The following is a 15167-nucleotide window of genomic DNA, read 5'->3' on the forward strand; positions in this document are numbered from 1 at the left end:
ATAAAAGATTTATACACCCTTAAAATGAGTGATTGCCTGTTTCTTTTTCACTTGTTCCCACTGCCACCAGCCAAAAGCCGCCAAGCCGACAAAGGCGGCATATAATCCCGCGGTCAGGAATAAATCTTTATAAATAAACATACCCACATAAATGATATCGACAAAAACCCACAAAACCCAAGTGGCAATATGTTTACGACTGGTCCAATAGGTGGCCAGTAAACTAAACGCTGCCAATTGTGAGTCTAGCATCGGTACAGCTGCGTCGGTAAAGTGTTTTAAAGTTAAACCAAAAATCAAGCCACCCAATGCTGCAAGTGACATTTGTAGAATCACTATTCTACGCGCAATCGGTTCTATCCGAATTTCATGATCTTGCTGTTTGCCTTTCAACCAGTGATAAAAACCATAAAAGTTTACCACCATAAAAAAGAACTGCAGGATGGTTTCACCATACAGCTTAAATTCATAAAACAGGTAGGCATATAAAACAAAGGCTGCGAAGTTGAACCACCAACACCACATATTGCGTTTAATGGTTAATGTCACACCAATAAGACTAATAATGACAGCAACAATTTCTAAAGGTGACATAGCAACAAACAGACAGGCAAAGTGTGCTGCTATTATGAAAAAAATAACGCTGAACGCAAGATAAATTATATCAATTCAGTCCTTCAATCTGACCGATGCCACAGCTGTTTCGAACTCTAGGCGATCACTTCAATAGAGACTGAAATTAAATACCCAGATTTGACAGTTTTCTAAAGACCCTTTAAAAATATAAACAACGATCGAAGTAGAAGAATAAAAATGTCACAACAACATGGAAAAGTCAGCCGGGAAATTCGCGGGTCGCTGTTCTTGATTGGACTCGACCGAATCACCAAAAGAAATGCCTTTGATAGCCATCTGATTCATGATTTATCCTTGGCCTTAACCGAATATGAAGATCATGCCGAATTACGCTGCGCTGTGATCTTTGCTCATGGCGATCACTTTACTGCGGGTCTGGATTTGGTTGAATTACAACCCAGGCTGAGTAGCGGCATATTTAACTACAATGAGCATCAGATCAACCCATGGGGAACCAGCGGCCGTCAGCGAAAAAAGCCGATCATTGTTGCAGTACAGGGCTTTTGTTACACCGCAGGGATCGAGCTGATGCTAAATGCCGATCTTGTGATTGCTCAGGACAATAGCCAGTTTGCACAAATGGAAGTGCAACGTGGTATTTTACCTTTCGGCGGTGCAACGGTGCGTTTTGTACAGGCAGCGGGCTGGTCTAAAGCCATGCGCTACTTGCTTACTGGAGATACGTTTGATGCCCAAACGGCACTGAACTTAAACCTGATCAATGAAATCACCACTGAAATGCCTCTTAACCGAGCGATTGAACTGGCGGAACGTATTGCCCAAGCTGCACCACTGGCAGTACAAGCCACGCTTGCTTCTGCTAAAGAGGCTGCCGAACATGGTGCAGAAACTGCATTTTCTCATTTACAACAGCACCTTACCCCCCTGTTAAATACCCAGGATGCACAGGAAGGTGTCATGGCGATGCTGCAACGACGTACACCCGAATTTAAAGGTCAATGATTTATAAAAATGAACCATCCAAACTCCATAAAAAAGATTTTGCTATGCTACATCTGAACCCTACGCCCGAACCCCGACATTTTGAACAGTTTTATGAACATGCCGCGCAGTTTTTTAGTATGGGAGTCAAAGGTTGTTTAGTCATGAGGCTTTTTAATAAAGTCAAAATTTTAATCAACACAGTCTGGCCGATTATAAAGGAGCGATTTTAAGGTATCGCCTCAATGATGACCTATTCTATTCCCGCCCGTAAAGCATATAGCCTTTTCTCATTGATCTAAAATATTTGACATTTGAATCCATCCTTTAATCAAACGTGGCTAAGTGCATCTTTCATTTCAAATTTATGCTCATCCCCAAAACGGTCGACATAGGTATAAAACACCCCATAACGTCCAACATAATATTCCAAAGACTGATCGTAGAAAGTCCAGTAAATAGACCATTCATCTAAATCAAGCTTGCGAATTTGGCTATGCGTTTTGGCTGGCATTTTTTTTAATACCTCTTCTTGAACTACGATTGCCTGACTCAAATTTCGTTCGGCCAATTCGCGTTCAAAAAATATTTGGCAGACATCATCAAATAACTGTTGTTCGTATTCCTCCACTTCCTCAATACGTACTTCGTGGGCAGATAATGGCTTGGTTGATGTCACTGCTTGTTTATCTAAATCCGCTAAATGCTTGATTTTGAATTGTTGAAAATGTTGATTGATCTGAAATTTAAGAACGACTTTCCAAAGCCCTATAAGCACAATGAAAAGACACAACCCCACGAGTATTTTTATCATAGCGACACTCTCACGAGTAAATAATTGTTATCTTTATGTTTATAAAACAAATTGAGTAAAAATCATACAATTTTTAAAATATTATGCAATAAAAAAATTTATGTAGAGAGTTTCTCTTCATGCTAGCCGTTCCATATTCTGCATATCTGCTTGTGCTCTGGTTTACTTTGGACATTCAAGTCATCAAGGCCACTTCATGACGTCTATTTTTTGCATGGGATGACTTTTTTTCTTGCCTGAAATAAGGAAAATCCAATCAATCCTGCCTCCAGTAAAAATTATTTTTCCTCATCACTATCCGAACAGATTATAGCCTCTGTTGTTTATTGCCTTTTTTCTGGCCACATCTACCATCATAGCTACTCTCATTACACACCCATATTACGCTGATCTATAGCGCTTTATTTTTCTCAGTAGTGGTGATAATTGTTTATTATCAACTGCTGAGCAAAGTCAATTCGACCACCCTGATGCTGATTACAATCATGATGCCTCTACTGGCTACGCTACGGGCAACATGGTTCAATCAGGAAGCTCTAGATTCACATTTAATTCTTGAACTGTTTTTACTATGTGCGGGATTGTCGTTATCTTTTTATTTCATCCGTAAAATAATATCAATTAAATGAAAAAATCCCGGGTATGATTTTTACTCGGGATTTTAAAAACACTTAACTGAAAACCCTGTTCATTATTCGATTCGAATGATTTTACCGTGATCATCATGATGAACCACACTGACTTTTTGTAGACGCCCCTGCTTAATGTCCTGAACAGGTAAATCAAAATGATCCACATAATCTGACATTTTTTTGGCTGGAGTTTTCTTGACAACTTTGGAAGGAACAAAATTTGACCACAATAATAATCCGACCACACATGCCAATAATGCACTAACCCCATGTTCAACCCCTAAACCAAAAGCTGAAAAAAGTTTATGAATCACATGCTGTTTTTGCAGACTCACCACACCCATCACAATTAATAATGGACGCCACAACAATAGCCATACTGCCCACATCATTGCTGTAGAGGTATTGGAGGCATAGCGTTTATGCCAGGGCAACAAACGGCGCACATCAATAATTAAAGAATTATTTTTCATTGAGGATACTCTTATTATTGACTGTTGAATTACGCATACCGCGGTCTGGACTGACCCAGCGTGCACGCTTGCCATCACTACGGAATAAAACTTTTGGAAATGCCACAATACTGGCAGACAGCGTAATCAACCAGAAGACAAATGGATACCAGATCATCCAGAAGTAATTTTTGCCGAGTCCGGGTTCATAACGACTGTCCATCCATTTACTTAAAGCAAACTGAAGCAAACAGGTCGCACCTAATAACATACCGGTTCCGTAAGGCAGAAATGGAGAACTCAGCCCATTAATTCCAAACGGAACAACAAAATGTATTAACCAGAGAATCGCCATAAACAGCATTAAATAAGACCAGACCAGTGTCAGGATGAGCTCAAACAGCAAGGGCCATAAAAAATTCAGCTTTGGTTTAAACAGTACATCCATGTTTTTTATCAGCACTTGTGCCCCGCCCATAGCCCAACGCAGGCGCTGTTTCCACAAACCATTAAAGGTTTCAGGCATTAAAATCCATACCAGGGCATTCGGTTCAAAGTGGATATTCCAGCCTGCCCGTTGCAGCTTCCAGGTAATATCAATATCTTCGGTCAGCATGTCAGGTGACCAATAACCGACTTCATGCACTGCACTTTTACGAAATGCAGTAATTACACCAGAAACCGTAAACAGTCGTCCAAAACTACGTTGTGCACGTTTGATCATCCCTACGATAGAAGAAAACTCTCCGACCTGAATACGACCAATTAAAGTGGAACGGGTACGAATCCGTGGATTACCCGTAACAGCAGCGACCGTTTCATCTTTCAGAAAATGACGAAGCATCCAGGTTGCTGCATGCGGATCGAGCAAGGCATCCCCATCGATGCCAATCAAATATTCAGCCTCGGTCAACAGGCTTCCCGCCTGTAAAGCCATGGCTTTGCCTTGATTGTGTGCCAAATGCACCACACGCAGCTTTTCATACTGTCCAGCCAAACGGTTTAAGACGTCTGCGGTGTTATCCGTGCTCCCATCATTAATCGCAATGACTTCAAAGTTTGGATAATCCAGTGACAAAGCATGACTTAAAGTTTCTTCAGCGTTATCACCTTCATTAAAGCAAGGCACGAGCACTGCCACTTTGGGATAAGCAGCCAGTGGCTTCGGTTGTTGATACGGTGGATCTTGTCGTTCTTTCCAATAGAAAATCAGTGCACCAATCATCCATAAATACGACATAAACAAGGGATAATAAAAGACAAAGTGCAAAGCAGAATGCCAAAAGTGCTGGAGCGTTGACATATAAAATTCCTTTAAGGAACAAGTTTGCTTGATTTCAAATCAAAGGCTTTGCGTAACACTTGTGTATCGGGATGATCTTGAATCGGATCATCTGGATAGTAAGCCACGTGCATTGCACCTTGTTCATATAAAGATTGAATAGTCTGCGCCATCTCATCTGATGGAACTTTTTGATTGGTTAGCCAGTTCACTGCCTGCAATTCAAAGACGGTTTTTTTGATTCCCTTTGGAAATTGCTTCACGCGATGGACAATATCTCGATAAAAAGCATCGCTATTGGGTGCTTGCTCCATATACGGCATCGCCATAATGGCTGTAAAATCGTAACGGTTGATGGATTGTTCTAAAGACTGTGAGTACCAGTTTTCCGCATAAGGTTTAAGTGCAACTTGCGCATATAAATTACGTGCGGTGAGTAAAAAGGGTTGATACTGACGTACTTGTTGTGCCAGTTGCATGGCAAAGTCATCAATATATTTGGTTTTATAAGCGGTCCATTTTTGCAGATCTGCATCATTGCTACGAATTTTGGCTAAATCGGTCGGCAAACCAATAGCTGCATAAGCTTTTAAGGCTTTAGGACTGGCATCTTCATAGTCCGATAAAGTGGTATCGTCATGGAATAAAATACCGTTAAAAGGCACAGACTTGGCTAAGTCCTGATAAATCCCGCTAATGGTTTTGCGCGCCTCCGGTGAAAAGGGGCTTAATCGACGATAGCCCATATTCAGATGTTCTGTATCAACGGCTTGCTGGGTTTCAACCAGATCTTGGGACACAGGATTATTTTTAGGTAGTTCCCAAGCCAATAATGGCATCCAGGCATATACTCGCCCCACTTGAGTACGGGTCTGAATTTGCCAGGCGACACGGTTAAACAGGTCTGCGCGCATTGGCAAATAATGATTGGGGAAATACACCATATCCGCTGAGCCATTGGCATCAGGATCGGAAAAGGCCTGTAAATACACGGTATTCACTTTCATCGCCATAATCCGGTCAAGCAAGTGGTCGAGATTACGTTCTTGCTGAATCGGATCTTTGTCGTAAATGTAATCTAAATCGATATGCATAATTTTTTGCGGACGATTATTGTCGCCCAAATGCTGCTGTCGACTTTGAATTTCTCGTGCTAAATCCGCTGTGGTCATATTGCCTTCAATCAAAATACGATTGAGCTGACCCAGTGAACTTTTAGCCGAATCTGCACCATCATCCAGACTAATCGCAATAGGCATACCCAACTGTTTGGCAACCTTTACGAGCTGCATATTGTAGTGACCATAAGGCCAGACCATGACCCGTGGTGATTTCAAACCATGGGCTATCAGCAATTGGTTATTCTGTTTTAAATCATTGGATATACGCTGCTGATAATGGCTATCATCTTCATAGCTTGCAGACTTTGGATCATATAGGCGTGTGACAGCCGCAGGTTCCAGATTACCTTGTGGATTACCTAAAATACCGCGATGTAAATTATAACTGTGACTGGCAATTTCCACTAAACCACTGTCTTGCATCTCTCTCAATTCTGCCCAGGACAGCATTTCTTTACGTTGAATCTGCTCACCTGAAAAATCTATATTTTTCTCTTTCTTCGGCTCTAACCACGAACCGACCACTGCCAAAACCACAGGAATTTTATTGGCTTTAAGAATTGGATAGGCATTTTGATAAAAAGATGCATAACCATCATCTACCGTTAATAAAACCGGTTTTGTAGGCAAGCTATATTTCCCTTGATGAGCCTGGATAAGCTGATCAACATTAATAAAGTGAAAACCGTTTTTTTTCAGCCAATCAATATGTTGCTGAAATTGGGTCGTACTTACTGCATATTCAGGAATAAGTGCACTTTTAGTGTTGATAATTTCATGATAACCAATCACCGTTAGGGTTGGATTATGCACTGGCGTTTGACTCCAGGCTAAATGGGGAATCTGCAATAGAACTGCAGAAAGAGAGGTGGAAAGCAAAGTTGCAAGCAAGCGAGGTTTCATTAAAGGGTGCTCAAAAAATCATTTTATTCTCTGAACACCATCCATCGCCTATCCCTAGGGTGCTTTCCTTTTTATGATGTGTGACATTCAGTAGTTCAGCATGCTTTTTATCCCACTAAACTGAAATGAATCTTAAAAAATAATAGCGTAATAAAAAAATAAACCTTTAAAAAACACAATAGCATGCCTGTTTTTTAGTCATGCGATTAAATTTAAATAAACCACTTAGATTGATAAGAACATGACTTTAAAATATGAATGCAGTCCGATTAAACAATATACCTGTTGCTCTCATTAACGCTTCTGACGCCAGGAACGAAATGCTTGGTACTGATCTCGACCTGCGTTCTTTGCAGCATAGAGCTGAACATCCGCTGCTTTCATCAGTTCGTGAATATCGGCATACGGATGATTTTGGTCCATCCAGGATACTCCCATACTTAAGGTCACATATGGCTTTTGGTCAGGCCTATTTAAATGTTCTAAACCTGCTTGTCTTACTGCATTTAAAACCTGTTGCAATACATTTAACACCACCTCACTGGGAACATTATGCAGAATAATTGCAAACTCTTCTCCACCATAACGTGCCACATAAGCTGAAGCTGGCAAGGCACGCTGTATAATCTTAACCAAATCCTGCAAGACCACGTCGCCCTTCAAATGCCCATAGAAATCATTATAATTTTTAAAAAAATCTACATCTAACATGGCAAATGCCAAAGTATGATTGGTGTGATTTTTTGTCAGGGTAAATAAACGCTGAATTTCAGCATTTAAAGCACGGCGGTTAAATGCGCCTGTTAATGCATCAATTTGAATTTGTAACTCTAGCTGTTGATTGAGCTGATTTAATTGCAAAGTGCGCTCTTGTACTTTCTGATCTAGAGAACTATTCAGCTCGAGTAAATTATTGTTGAGTTGCTCAATATACTGAGTATGTTTTGCATAATTTTTGGATTGCTGAAACATAATCAGCAAGGCATAAAAACTGGTTGAAATAAAAGACAGGTTAAATGAATCAATTAAATTAAGGGTCAGTAAAAAGTCATGCAAAAAAGTGGTACATAATAAAATTACGGCCCAGAAGTTAATCGTCGAATATTTTTCTTTTAATTTCACCGTTCGATAAAAACCGTAAGCAAAATTTAATAGCACCACCGGACTAAATAAAAAACTATAAAATATTAAATACTCAAAAATTTCCGGTTCAGTAAATAGGGTGATAATAATATCAACGACAAATATCGACATTGCGACAAAATAAACAATTGGATGTATATAACGCCAATTGAGCAAATACATATAAGTAAGAAAAAGTGCGATTGTAAAATAGGTAAACAGATACTCTAATCGTACTCCCCAAATCCAGCTAAGACTTGTAAATGTAGTATAGGCATAAGGTGCTGAAAATAAATTATGTAAGGCAAGGAACAAAATAAAAATACCAAACACAAATACTCTAATGCTGCTACGCGTGATTTTTCCTTGAAAAATTGAAAACATCAGGGTAAAGATACCGATCCCTAATACTGCACCGCATACCAGGCCAATACTCATCATCAGTTGCTGGAACTGACGAGAAATTGTTGTACCTAGCCCAATTCGCATCGGATTTTCTAAACCACCATGCAGAGTATTGAAATTGGATGCTTGAATGGTCAGGGTGAAATATTCTTTTTGTAAGACAAAAAAGGCTATTTTAGGTACATTTTCTGTCCGGTGACTGATTTTATCTTTTCCCACCTCCCCTAAACGTAGTATGAAATCACCATTTAAATACATCCGGTAAGCACCATATTGGTTGGGAATATAAATGGCAATACGACGTCCAATATATTGTTTCGGTATTTTAAAATGTCCAATAAAGGTACCGTAGTTTTTATTGGTACCCGTCAGCTGTTTAAAAGAAATCGGTAAACTTACCGTTTCAGATTTTAATACTGCATTGGGTTTAACGATTAGCTGTTGAGGATAATACTCCCATGATCCTTTTAAGGGGACGGTACTGGTTTCAGTAAACTCAAACGGAGTGAGTGATTTTTGTTGTAAGTAATAAGAATCAGGCGCGGCATTATATTGTGCCCATGCATATTTTTGACACGCGAATATGCAGACCCATGCAATAATAAAAAACTTCAAAACATATATTAAATTATAGTTCTTATCCAAAAAGCGAATCATCCTTAAATTACGCTTAACCATTACCTAATGTAGCTATAAAAAATGAAAACTCAAACAATTATTCACCTATTCTGCAAGATTCATCCTTGTATCTTGCAAGATATTTATTAATTGGAAATTAATAAATTTTAATCACGGGTTTTCACGTCAAACAATTCAATTTCAAAAATTAGGTTTGAGTTTGCAGGAATGATTTTGCCCATTTTCCGTTCACCATAAGCCAAGTGCGCAGGAACAAGTAATTTACGCTTGCCACCTACATTCATGCCCATAATGCCTTGATCCCAGCCTTTAATCACACGACCAGTACCAATCACGGTTTCAAAGTAACTGCCACGGTCAATAGAAGAATCAAACTTGGTACCATCTTCCAGCCAGCCTGTGTAGTGGGTAGTAATCAGTGCCCCTTTAACCGCTTCCTTACCTTCACCTACTTTTAAATCAATAATTTGTAATTCATTTGTCATTGTCATTTACCTGATCGGATTACTCAATTTTCAATGGCTATTATAAACCGGATTACATTGATTTCTTGATGATTTAAGGTTTCAATATTTAAAAACTCAGCTCTTGGATATTCGAATCGTTGAGTAAATAAGCGGTCAGTTTTTTATGATTTTCAGCGGAGCCGATTAAAATCCAGCGGCCACTCATTCGATGTTCAGTTTTATGTTGCACACTGCGAACCACCTTCATCTCGTAAGTCCTAAATAAATCTTCATACTGATCTAAAGTCTTGTGTTGATAAGGACAAATAATTCGATAGGTGCGGGCATGACTCAGGGCTTCTATTCGCTCCTGAACATAGATTAGAAAAATTAAAACGATCAGCACAATCAAGGTTGCAAACAGGCTTAGCAGTTCATAACCTGCGCCTGCCGCCATTCCCAAGGCAGCAGTCATCCAGATTGTGGTGGCAGTGGTAATCCCGGAAATACGGTTCTCATCTTTAAAAATCACCCCTGCCCCGACAAAACCTAAACCCGTCAGGATATTGGCTGCAATTCGATCAGGACTATCAATACCAATTTTTAAAGACAGCATGGTAAACAAACAGGAACTGAGACTGACCATGATCATGGTTCGAAGGCCGGCAGATTTACTGCGATACTCACGTTCAGCACCGATAATGGCACCAATACCCAAGGCTATAAGCAAACGATATAAATCAGGCTGCACTATTCACCCCTCTCATTGTTATTCTTTTAAGGTATACGCAATTTTGAGATCAGAATGCAAGCCTAAACCCGCATCCTGCTTATATTTACTGTAACTGTTCCCATTCAACTACGACTTGTGCATGCTCGCCAATCAGCGTCCATTCACCATCCATAACGTTGAGTTGTAATTGCATGGTACGTGCGCATAATTGTGCTAGTGCATCTGTTGTTGCTGTAGACAATTTCCACACTTCAACATTTCTTAAAGTTTTTAATTTGCTATTGCGTTTATACCATTCTTCGACTGAAGACCCATAAGTCACCACTGCGACTTGCTTGCAACGTGCGCTGGCTTTTTTAACTTTATCTTCATCGGGACTACCGACTTCAATCCATTTGACCAATTGACCGGTTAAGTCTTTTTGCCACAATGCTGGTTCATCGGTTTCAAACAGATCTTTGGTAAATTCTAGGGCTTCATCAGCAAAACGCGCATAGGCCAAAATACGCACCATCAATCGCTCAATGGTTTCCGATGGATGTTGAGCCATAGTTAGTTGATAATCAGCATATTGATGATCATCCATATTGGCAATATTCAAATCAGCCTTATAAATTGTTGCTTTAAGCGCCATAAAAGAGTCCTCAAATTTGGCGCTTAGCATATAAGATTTGCACTACTTTTGCTGAGTTGTTTTATCCGTTTCATCCAAATTCAGCTGACATTGTAATAATTGATCTTCAAAATATTGCCAATCACGCTGATCTCGTACAATGATTTCAATACGGTTATCTATACCCTCCTCTGAGGACTGGTAATTAAATTGCTCCGAATTGAAGTTAAAGACTTTCCAGCCCTGATTGGTATTAAAAATTGCTTTAATACGCAGCCAATCTTGTTGTTCACAAAGCAAATCCAATAAAAGATAGAAATCGAATTGCCAACGTTTGGGTAATTTCCAACCCGCCACACTATAGCCTTGCGTGGTCTCGACATAGTGATAAGGCAACTGTTTAATTTCAGGCAAAATTTGTCTTGCAGTATATGTTTTTTGAATTTTAAGCAGCGGCTGAATTTTACGTTCCGTACATACATATAAGATATCAATTTGTTCAAGTGTAATATGCGCTTGCCCACTCATCAGCCAAGTTTGCTGATAAGCCTGATATTCTTTCTTCAATACTTCCAAAGCTTGGCGATCTGCAACGTCCATGATATCAGCATGGGATACCACAAGAATTTGGGCAGCTTTTAGCTGATCTGCATACAGGTTTTGCTTGCTCCAATCAGCATCATGCAAACGCGAACCATCCACCACCGTGACTAAGGCCCGCATCGCAATATTTTGCTGCCAATGCGGTTCGGTCAGCTGTTCCAGTAATTGTGCAGGATGTCCCAAACCAGTCGGTTCGATAAACAAGCGATCCGGTTTGCTCTCTGACAATAACCGTGATAAAGCGATTTGCATGGGTAATTGACTACTGCAACAGAGACAGCCGCCTAAGAGTTCTTTAACTTCATAACCTTGGGTTTGCGGTAATAACTGCTGATCCACCCCAATTTGTCCAAACTCGTTCATGAGCACTGCCCAAACTTCATTTCCAGGTTTTTGACTGAGTAAATGTTGAAGCAAGGTGGTTTTTCCAGCACCTAAAAATCCGGAAATGATATGCGTAGGGACAGCTTTTGTGGGAGAAATCAGTTTCAAAACTTACTCGCTATACATGGAGGGAAAATTAATACACATTGTGATAAGAGCAATTCACACAACTGAATTGCATAACACTTCACTTTAATTTTTTCCTTTCGCTCTGGCAACGTATTCATCTTATTTAAAAAATTAAACAGCGGGATAATTAAATTTTACTTATATAAATGAATTAAATATCTAAATTAAGTTCAGTATTAACACACTCTTTTTACTGCATTCCAAATGCAAAGTGATCAAAAACCCCATCGTAATCTGAAAAATTTATTTACATTTAATCTATTCAGCAATTTTATGAAAAACCGTCATTCTCTGGTGGTTTGTTTATTTTAAGTAAAAACATACTCTCAGAAAGCTGATCTAGAAATATCTCTATACATTTTTTATGCCTCTTTTTAAGTAATTTTTACAGTAAATGTACAGCAAATCCTTACTTGTGATTTTTATGTTAACCGACCTGTTTCACTTTGTTGCTTTGATTGCTCCCCTGTCCTAGGCTCTTTAGCATGAGCCCTGTCCATATTTATGTGATGATAAATATGGATCTAATCACTTTTTTAAAGAATAAAGGATGCCTAAAATGAAATTAACTCAACTATTACTTGCTTCTACTTTTACCATTGCTGCTGCAACCACCTTTGCCGCTAGTGCTGATAAACAACCTCAAGAAGAAAAAGTGATTGTCTCTACTCAAGAACAACCGGACACTGTAAGCTCTGAAAGTGCTGCTGCCAAGCCTACATCAGCTCAACCTGCTTCAGAAGTCGCTGTAGAAGAAGCACCGGCTAAACCTGCACAATAACCTTAAAACTCGATCTCTAAATTATTACCCCACCTTGTTTGCTCAAGTTAATATTTTAGAGATCAAAGCTGAATTATGTTAATAATTCAGCTTTTTATTTTAGGGAAGATTTCTATAAACGATAGAAATAAATGATCATTCATTTAAAAAACCATATAGTTAAATACACATATAATTATTAATTTTCAAATATTTAAAATATTAATAAAATTCTCCCTGTTTTGTTTTCATTCAACATATCTACTATGGCATAGCTTGTTTAGACCCTCAAATTCACCGTTAATACAGTTAAATGTGAATTGATTGAATGGACATTCGCTATGAGCAACAAAACAAATTACACCACTGAAGTGGCAATCTTGGGCGCAGGTCCGGTTGGTTTAACAATTGCGAACTATTTAAGCAAACAAGGTGTTCAGGTCACTATTATTGAGCAGCTGGATAGTTTGATTGACTACCCACGTGCCATTGGTATTGATGATGAATCTTTACGTACCATTCAATCACTCGGCTTAGTCGATCAAGTATTGCCGCATACTACTCCGAACCATGCAATGCGTTTCCTGACTCCTAAGGGTCGTTGTTTTGCTGACATTCAGCCGCTTACCCGTGAATTTGGTTTCTCGCGTCGTAATGCATTTATTCAGCCTCAAGTTGACAATGTATTACTGCAAGGTTTGAAGCAATACGATAAAACTGAAGTGCTTTTTTCACGTCAGCTGAATGAATTTAGCCAAGATGCAAATGGCGTAACGCTAAAGATTCAAGATAAAAACCAGAAACAAGAAACTGTTCAAGCAAAATATTTAATTGCCTGTGATGGTGGTAACTCAATTGTACGTCGTACTTTGAATATTGCTTTTGATGGCAAAACTGCACCGAACCAATGGATCGTAATCGACATTGAAAATGATCCTTTAGCGACTCCGCATATTTACTTATGTTGTGACCCAGTACGTCCTTATGTATCTGCTGCGCTTCCGCATGGTATTCGTCGTTTCGAATTTATGGTGATGCCGGGTGAAACTCAGGAAGAGTTAAGCCAGCCAGAAAATATCGCAAAATTGTTGTCCAAAGTTCTACCAAATGCTGAAAATATTGAAGTGATTCGTCAGCGTGTTTACACACACAATGCACGTATTGCGGATAAATTCCGTGTCGACCGTATTTTACTTGCCGGTGATGCAGCACATATTATGCCGGTATGGCAAGGTCAGGGTTATAACAGCGGTATGCGTGATGCCTTTAACCTGGCTTGGAAAGTTGCGCTCGTGGTACAAGGTAAAGCAACTGCTGATTTATTGGATTCTTACCAGATTGAACGTAAAGACCATGCCAAAGCGATGATTGATCTTTCTGTGATGGCAGGTCATGTGCTTGCACCACCTAAAAAATGGCAAGGTTTTGTCCGTGACGGTATTGCCTACGCATTGAATTACATCAAGCCAATTAAACAGTATTTGCTTGAAATGCGTTTTAAACCAATGCCAAAATATAATGACGGTGCCTTGCTTGCAGATGGTAAAAAAGAATCTCCAATCGGTAAAATGTTTATCCAGCCGCAGGTAAAACTTGAGTCTGGTGAAAAAGTTTTACTGGATGACGTGATTGGTAACGACTTTGCCATTATTGCTTGGGGTGTGGATCCACAATGGGGACTCAGTGCGACCACCATGCAAGTCTGGAAAAATTTAGGTGTTAAATTTATTCAGATCATTCCTGAAGTTCAGTTTGGCAATGAAAATCGCAAGAAATTTGACGGCGTGATTACCCTGGGCGATATTGGTACCGATATCCGTACCTGGTTTGGTAAAACATCAGAGTCGGTTGTGATTTTACGCCCTGACCGTTTTGTGGCCGCACTTGCAATTCCACAAACTTTAGACCACGTGAGCCAGCAGTTATTCAAAAAGCTCCACGTAAAATAATCATTCAACTGAATGATATTAAAAGATCTGACCACGTGAAAGCGTGGTCTTGTTTTTATCTAAATTCTTTAGCGATGTAAATTGCATATTTCTATCAAAATGAACACCTAAAGGCGTATATAACTGGACATCCGTTCTTGCTTTTCTTAGACAAAGAAAAAACCAATTATTCACGAATGAATAATTGTTTAGGTTTCTAATAACTAAAATTAACTAGTTTAGTGTTCCAAATTATAAAGACGGAACTAAACAAAATTAATCACAGAATTAAATTAGTCGCTGAGACCTTTCAATTTTTCAGCAACAAGATGAGTATGCTGCCTATCAACAATGCTTAAACCCATATGCTGTGACTCAGCCCAAACTAAATACTCGAATATATCTTGTAATGGTTTTTTATCTATCAGCATTTTATACAATGGCATAACATAGCTATCATATTCATTAAATGCTTCTGGAAAATTTTGCACACCAATAGAATCCCATTCTTTTAAAAGAATAACTGAAATCCTTTTGTATAATGATTCAGCAAGCTCTATATTTTCCTCCATTATGTTTTTCCTTTCATTGGCGTTACAACTCAACCTGTTTTGAAATCTACG

Annotated in this window: 14 protein-coding genes; 3 read left to right on the forward strand and 11 right to left on the reverse strand. The window is 39.2% G+C overall.

The window, feature by feature from the left end; translation table 11 throughout:
• Positions 1–9: 9 nt before the first annotated feature.
• Positions 10–594 carry a nicotinamide riboside transporter PnuC gene (gene pnuC, locus E0H89_RS06235; RefSeq protein ID WP_131215553.1) on the reverse strand — a complete coding sequence of 195 codons (585 nt, stop codon included), beginning with the start codon at positions 592–594 and terminating at the stop codon, positions 10–12.
• Between the two features lie 219 nt (positions 595–813).
• On the opposite strand from pnuC, the gene E0H89_RS06240 reads away from it, so the two are divergent.
• A complete protein-coding gene (locus E0H89_RS06240) occupies positions 814–1599 on the forward strand; it encodes a crotonase/enoyl-CoA hydratase family protein (protein ID WP_131215556.1) in 786 nt (261 codons plus the stop codon).
• A 310-nt stretch (positions 1600–1909) separates the two neighbouring features.
• On the opposite strand, the gene E0H89_RS06245 is transcribed toward E0H89_RS06240, so the two are convergent.
• The 9 genes from E0H89_RS06245 to E0H89_RS06285 all read right to left on the reverse strand — a co-directional run bounded on the left by E0H89_RS06245 (position 1910) and on the right by E0H89_RS06285 (position 11835).
• The gene (locus E0H89_RS06245; protein WP_131215559.1) at positions 1910–2392 is read right to left on the reverse strand and encodes a hypothetical protein; all 483 of its coding nucleotides are present in this window, start codon (positions 2390–2392) and stop codon (positions 1910–1912) included.
• Between the two features lie 691 nt (positions 2393–3083).
• Positions 3084–3497, reverse strand: coding sequence for a poly-beta-1,6-N-acetyl-D-glucosamine biosynthesis protein PgaD (gene pgaD, locus E0H89_RS06250; protein WP_131215562.1), 414 nt, complete (start codon positions 3495–3497; stop codon positions 3084–3086).
• Positions 3487–4779: a poly-beta-1,6-N-acetyl-D-glucosamine synthase gene (gene pgaC, locus E0H89_RS06255; RefSeq protein ID WP_131215564.1), complete on the reverse strand. Its 1293-nt coding sequence runs from the start codon at positions 4777–4779 to the stop codon at positions 3487–3489. Before pgaC ends, pgaD begins: the two co-directional genes overlap by 11 nt.
• Before the next feature lie 11 nt (positions 4780–4790).
• Positions 4791–6782, reverse strand: coding sequence for a poly-beta-1,6-N-acetyl-D-glucosamine N-deacetylase PgaB (gene pgaB / locus E0H89_RS06260; RefSeq protein ID WP_131215567.1), 1992 nt, complete (start codon positions 6780–6782; stop codon positions 4791–4793).
• Between the two features lie 294 nt (positions 6783–7076).
• Positions 7077–8966, reverse strand: coding sequence for a diguanylate cyclase (locus E0H89_RS06265; protein ID WP_131215569.1), 1890 nt, complete (start codon positions 8964–8966; stop codon positions 7077–7079).
• Positions 8967–9094: 128 nt separating this feature from the next.
• The gene (locus tag E0H89_RS06270; protein WP_131215571.1) at positions 9095–9433 is read right to left on the reverse strand and encodes an FKBP-type peptidyl-prolyl cis-trans isomerase; all 339 of its coding nucleotides are present in this window, start codon (positions 9431–9433) and stop codon (positions 9095–9097) included.
• 88 nt (positions 9434–9521) lie between these two features.
• On the reverse strand, positions 9522–10145 hold the full coding sequence (locus E0H89_RS06275; RefSeq protein ID WP_131215573.1) for an MgtC/SapB family protein: 624 nt from the start codon (positions 10143–10145) through the stop codon (positions 9522–9524).
• Positions 10146–10230: 85 nt separating this feature from the next.
• Positions 10231–10761 carry a YaeQ family protein gene (locus E0H89_RS06280; RefSeq protein ID WP_131215576.1) on the reverse strand — a complete coding sequence of 177 codons (531 nt, stop codon included), beginning with the start codon at positions 10759–10761 and terminating at the stop codon, positions 10231–10233.
• Positions 10762–10803: 42 nt separating this feature from the next.
• Complete coding sequence (locus E0H89_RS06285) at positions 10804–11835, reverse strand: CobW family GTP-binding protein (RefSeq protein WP_131215578.1); 1032 nt, start codon at positions 11833–11835, stop codon at positions 10804–10806.
• Positions 11836–12415: 580 nt separating this feature from the next.
• On the opposite strand from E0H89_RS06285, the gene E0H89_RS06290 reads away from it, so the two are divergent.
• Together E0H89_RS06290 and E0H89_RS06295 are read left to right on the forward strand one after the other, a co-directional pair.
• Entirely contained in the window at positions 12416–12637 is a 222-nt protein-coding gene (locus E0H89_RS06290; protein ID WP_131215580.1) for a hypothetical protein, read from the forward strand.
• Between the two features lie 320 nt (positions 12638–12957).
• Positions 12958–14565: a bifunctional 3-(3-hydroxy-phenyl)propionate/3-hydroxycinnamic acid hydroxylase gene (locus E0H89_RS06295; protein ID WP_131215582.1), complete on the forward strand. Its 1608-nt coding sequence runs from the start codon at positions 12958–12960 to the stop codon at positions 14563–14565.
• Between the two features lie 272 nt (positions 14566–14837).
• Here the strand turns inward: E0H89_RS06295 and E0H89_RS06300 are convergent, their stop codons facing one another.
• Positions 14838–15116 (reverse strand): hypothetical protein, encoded by a 279-nt coding sequence (locus tag E0H89_RS06300; RefSeq protein WP_131215584.1) that lies wholly within the window; start codon positions 15114–15116, stop codon positions 14838–14840.
• Between the last annotated feature and the right edge of the window lie 51 nt (positions 15117–15167).

The sequence above is a fragment of the Acinetobacter sp. ANC 3781 genome (genome assembly GCF_004331285.1).
Classification (GTDB): domain Bacteria; phylum Pseudomonadota; class Gammaproteobacteria; order Pseudomonadales; family Moraxellaceae; genus Acinetobacter.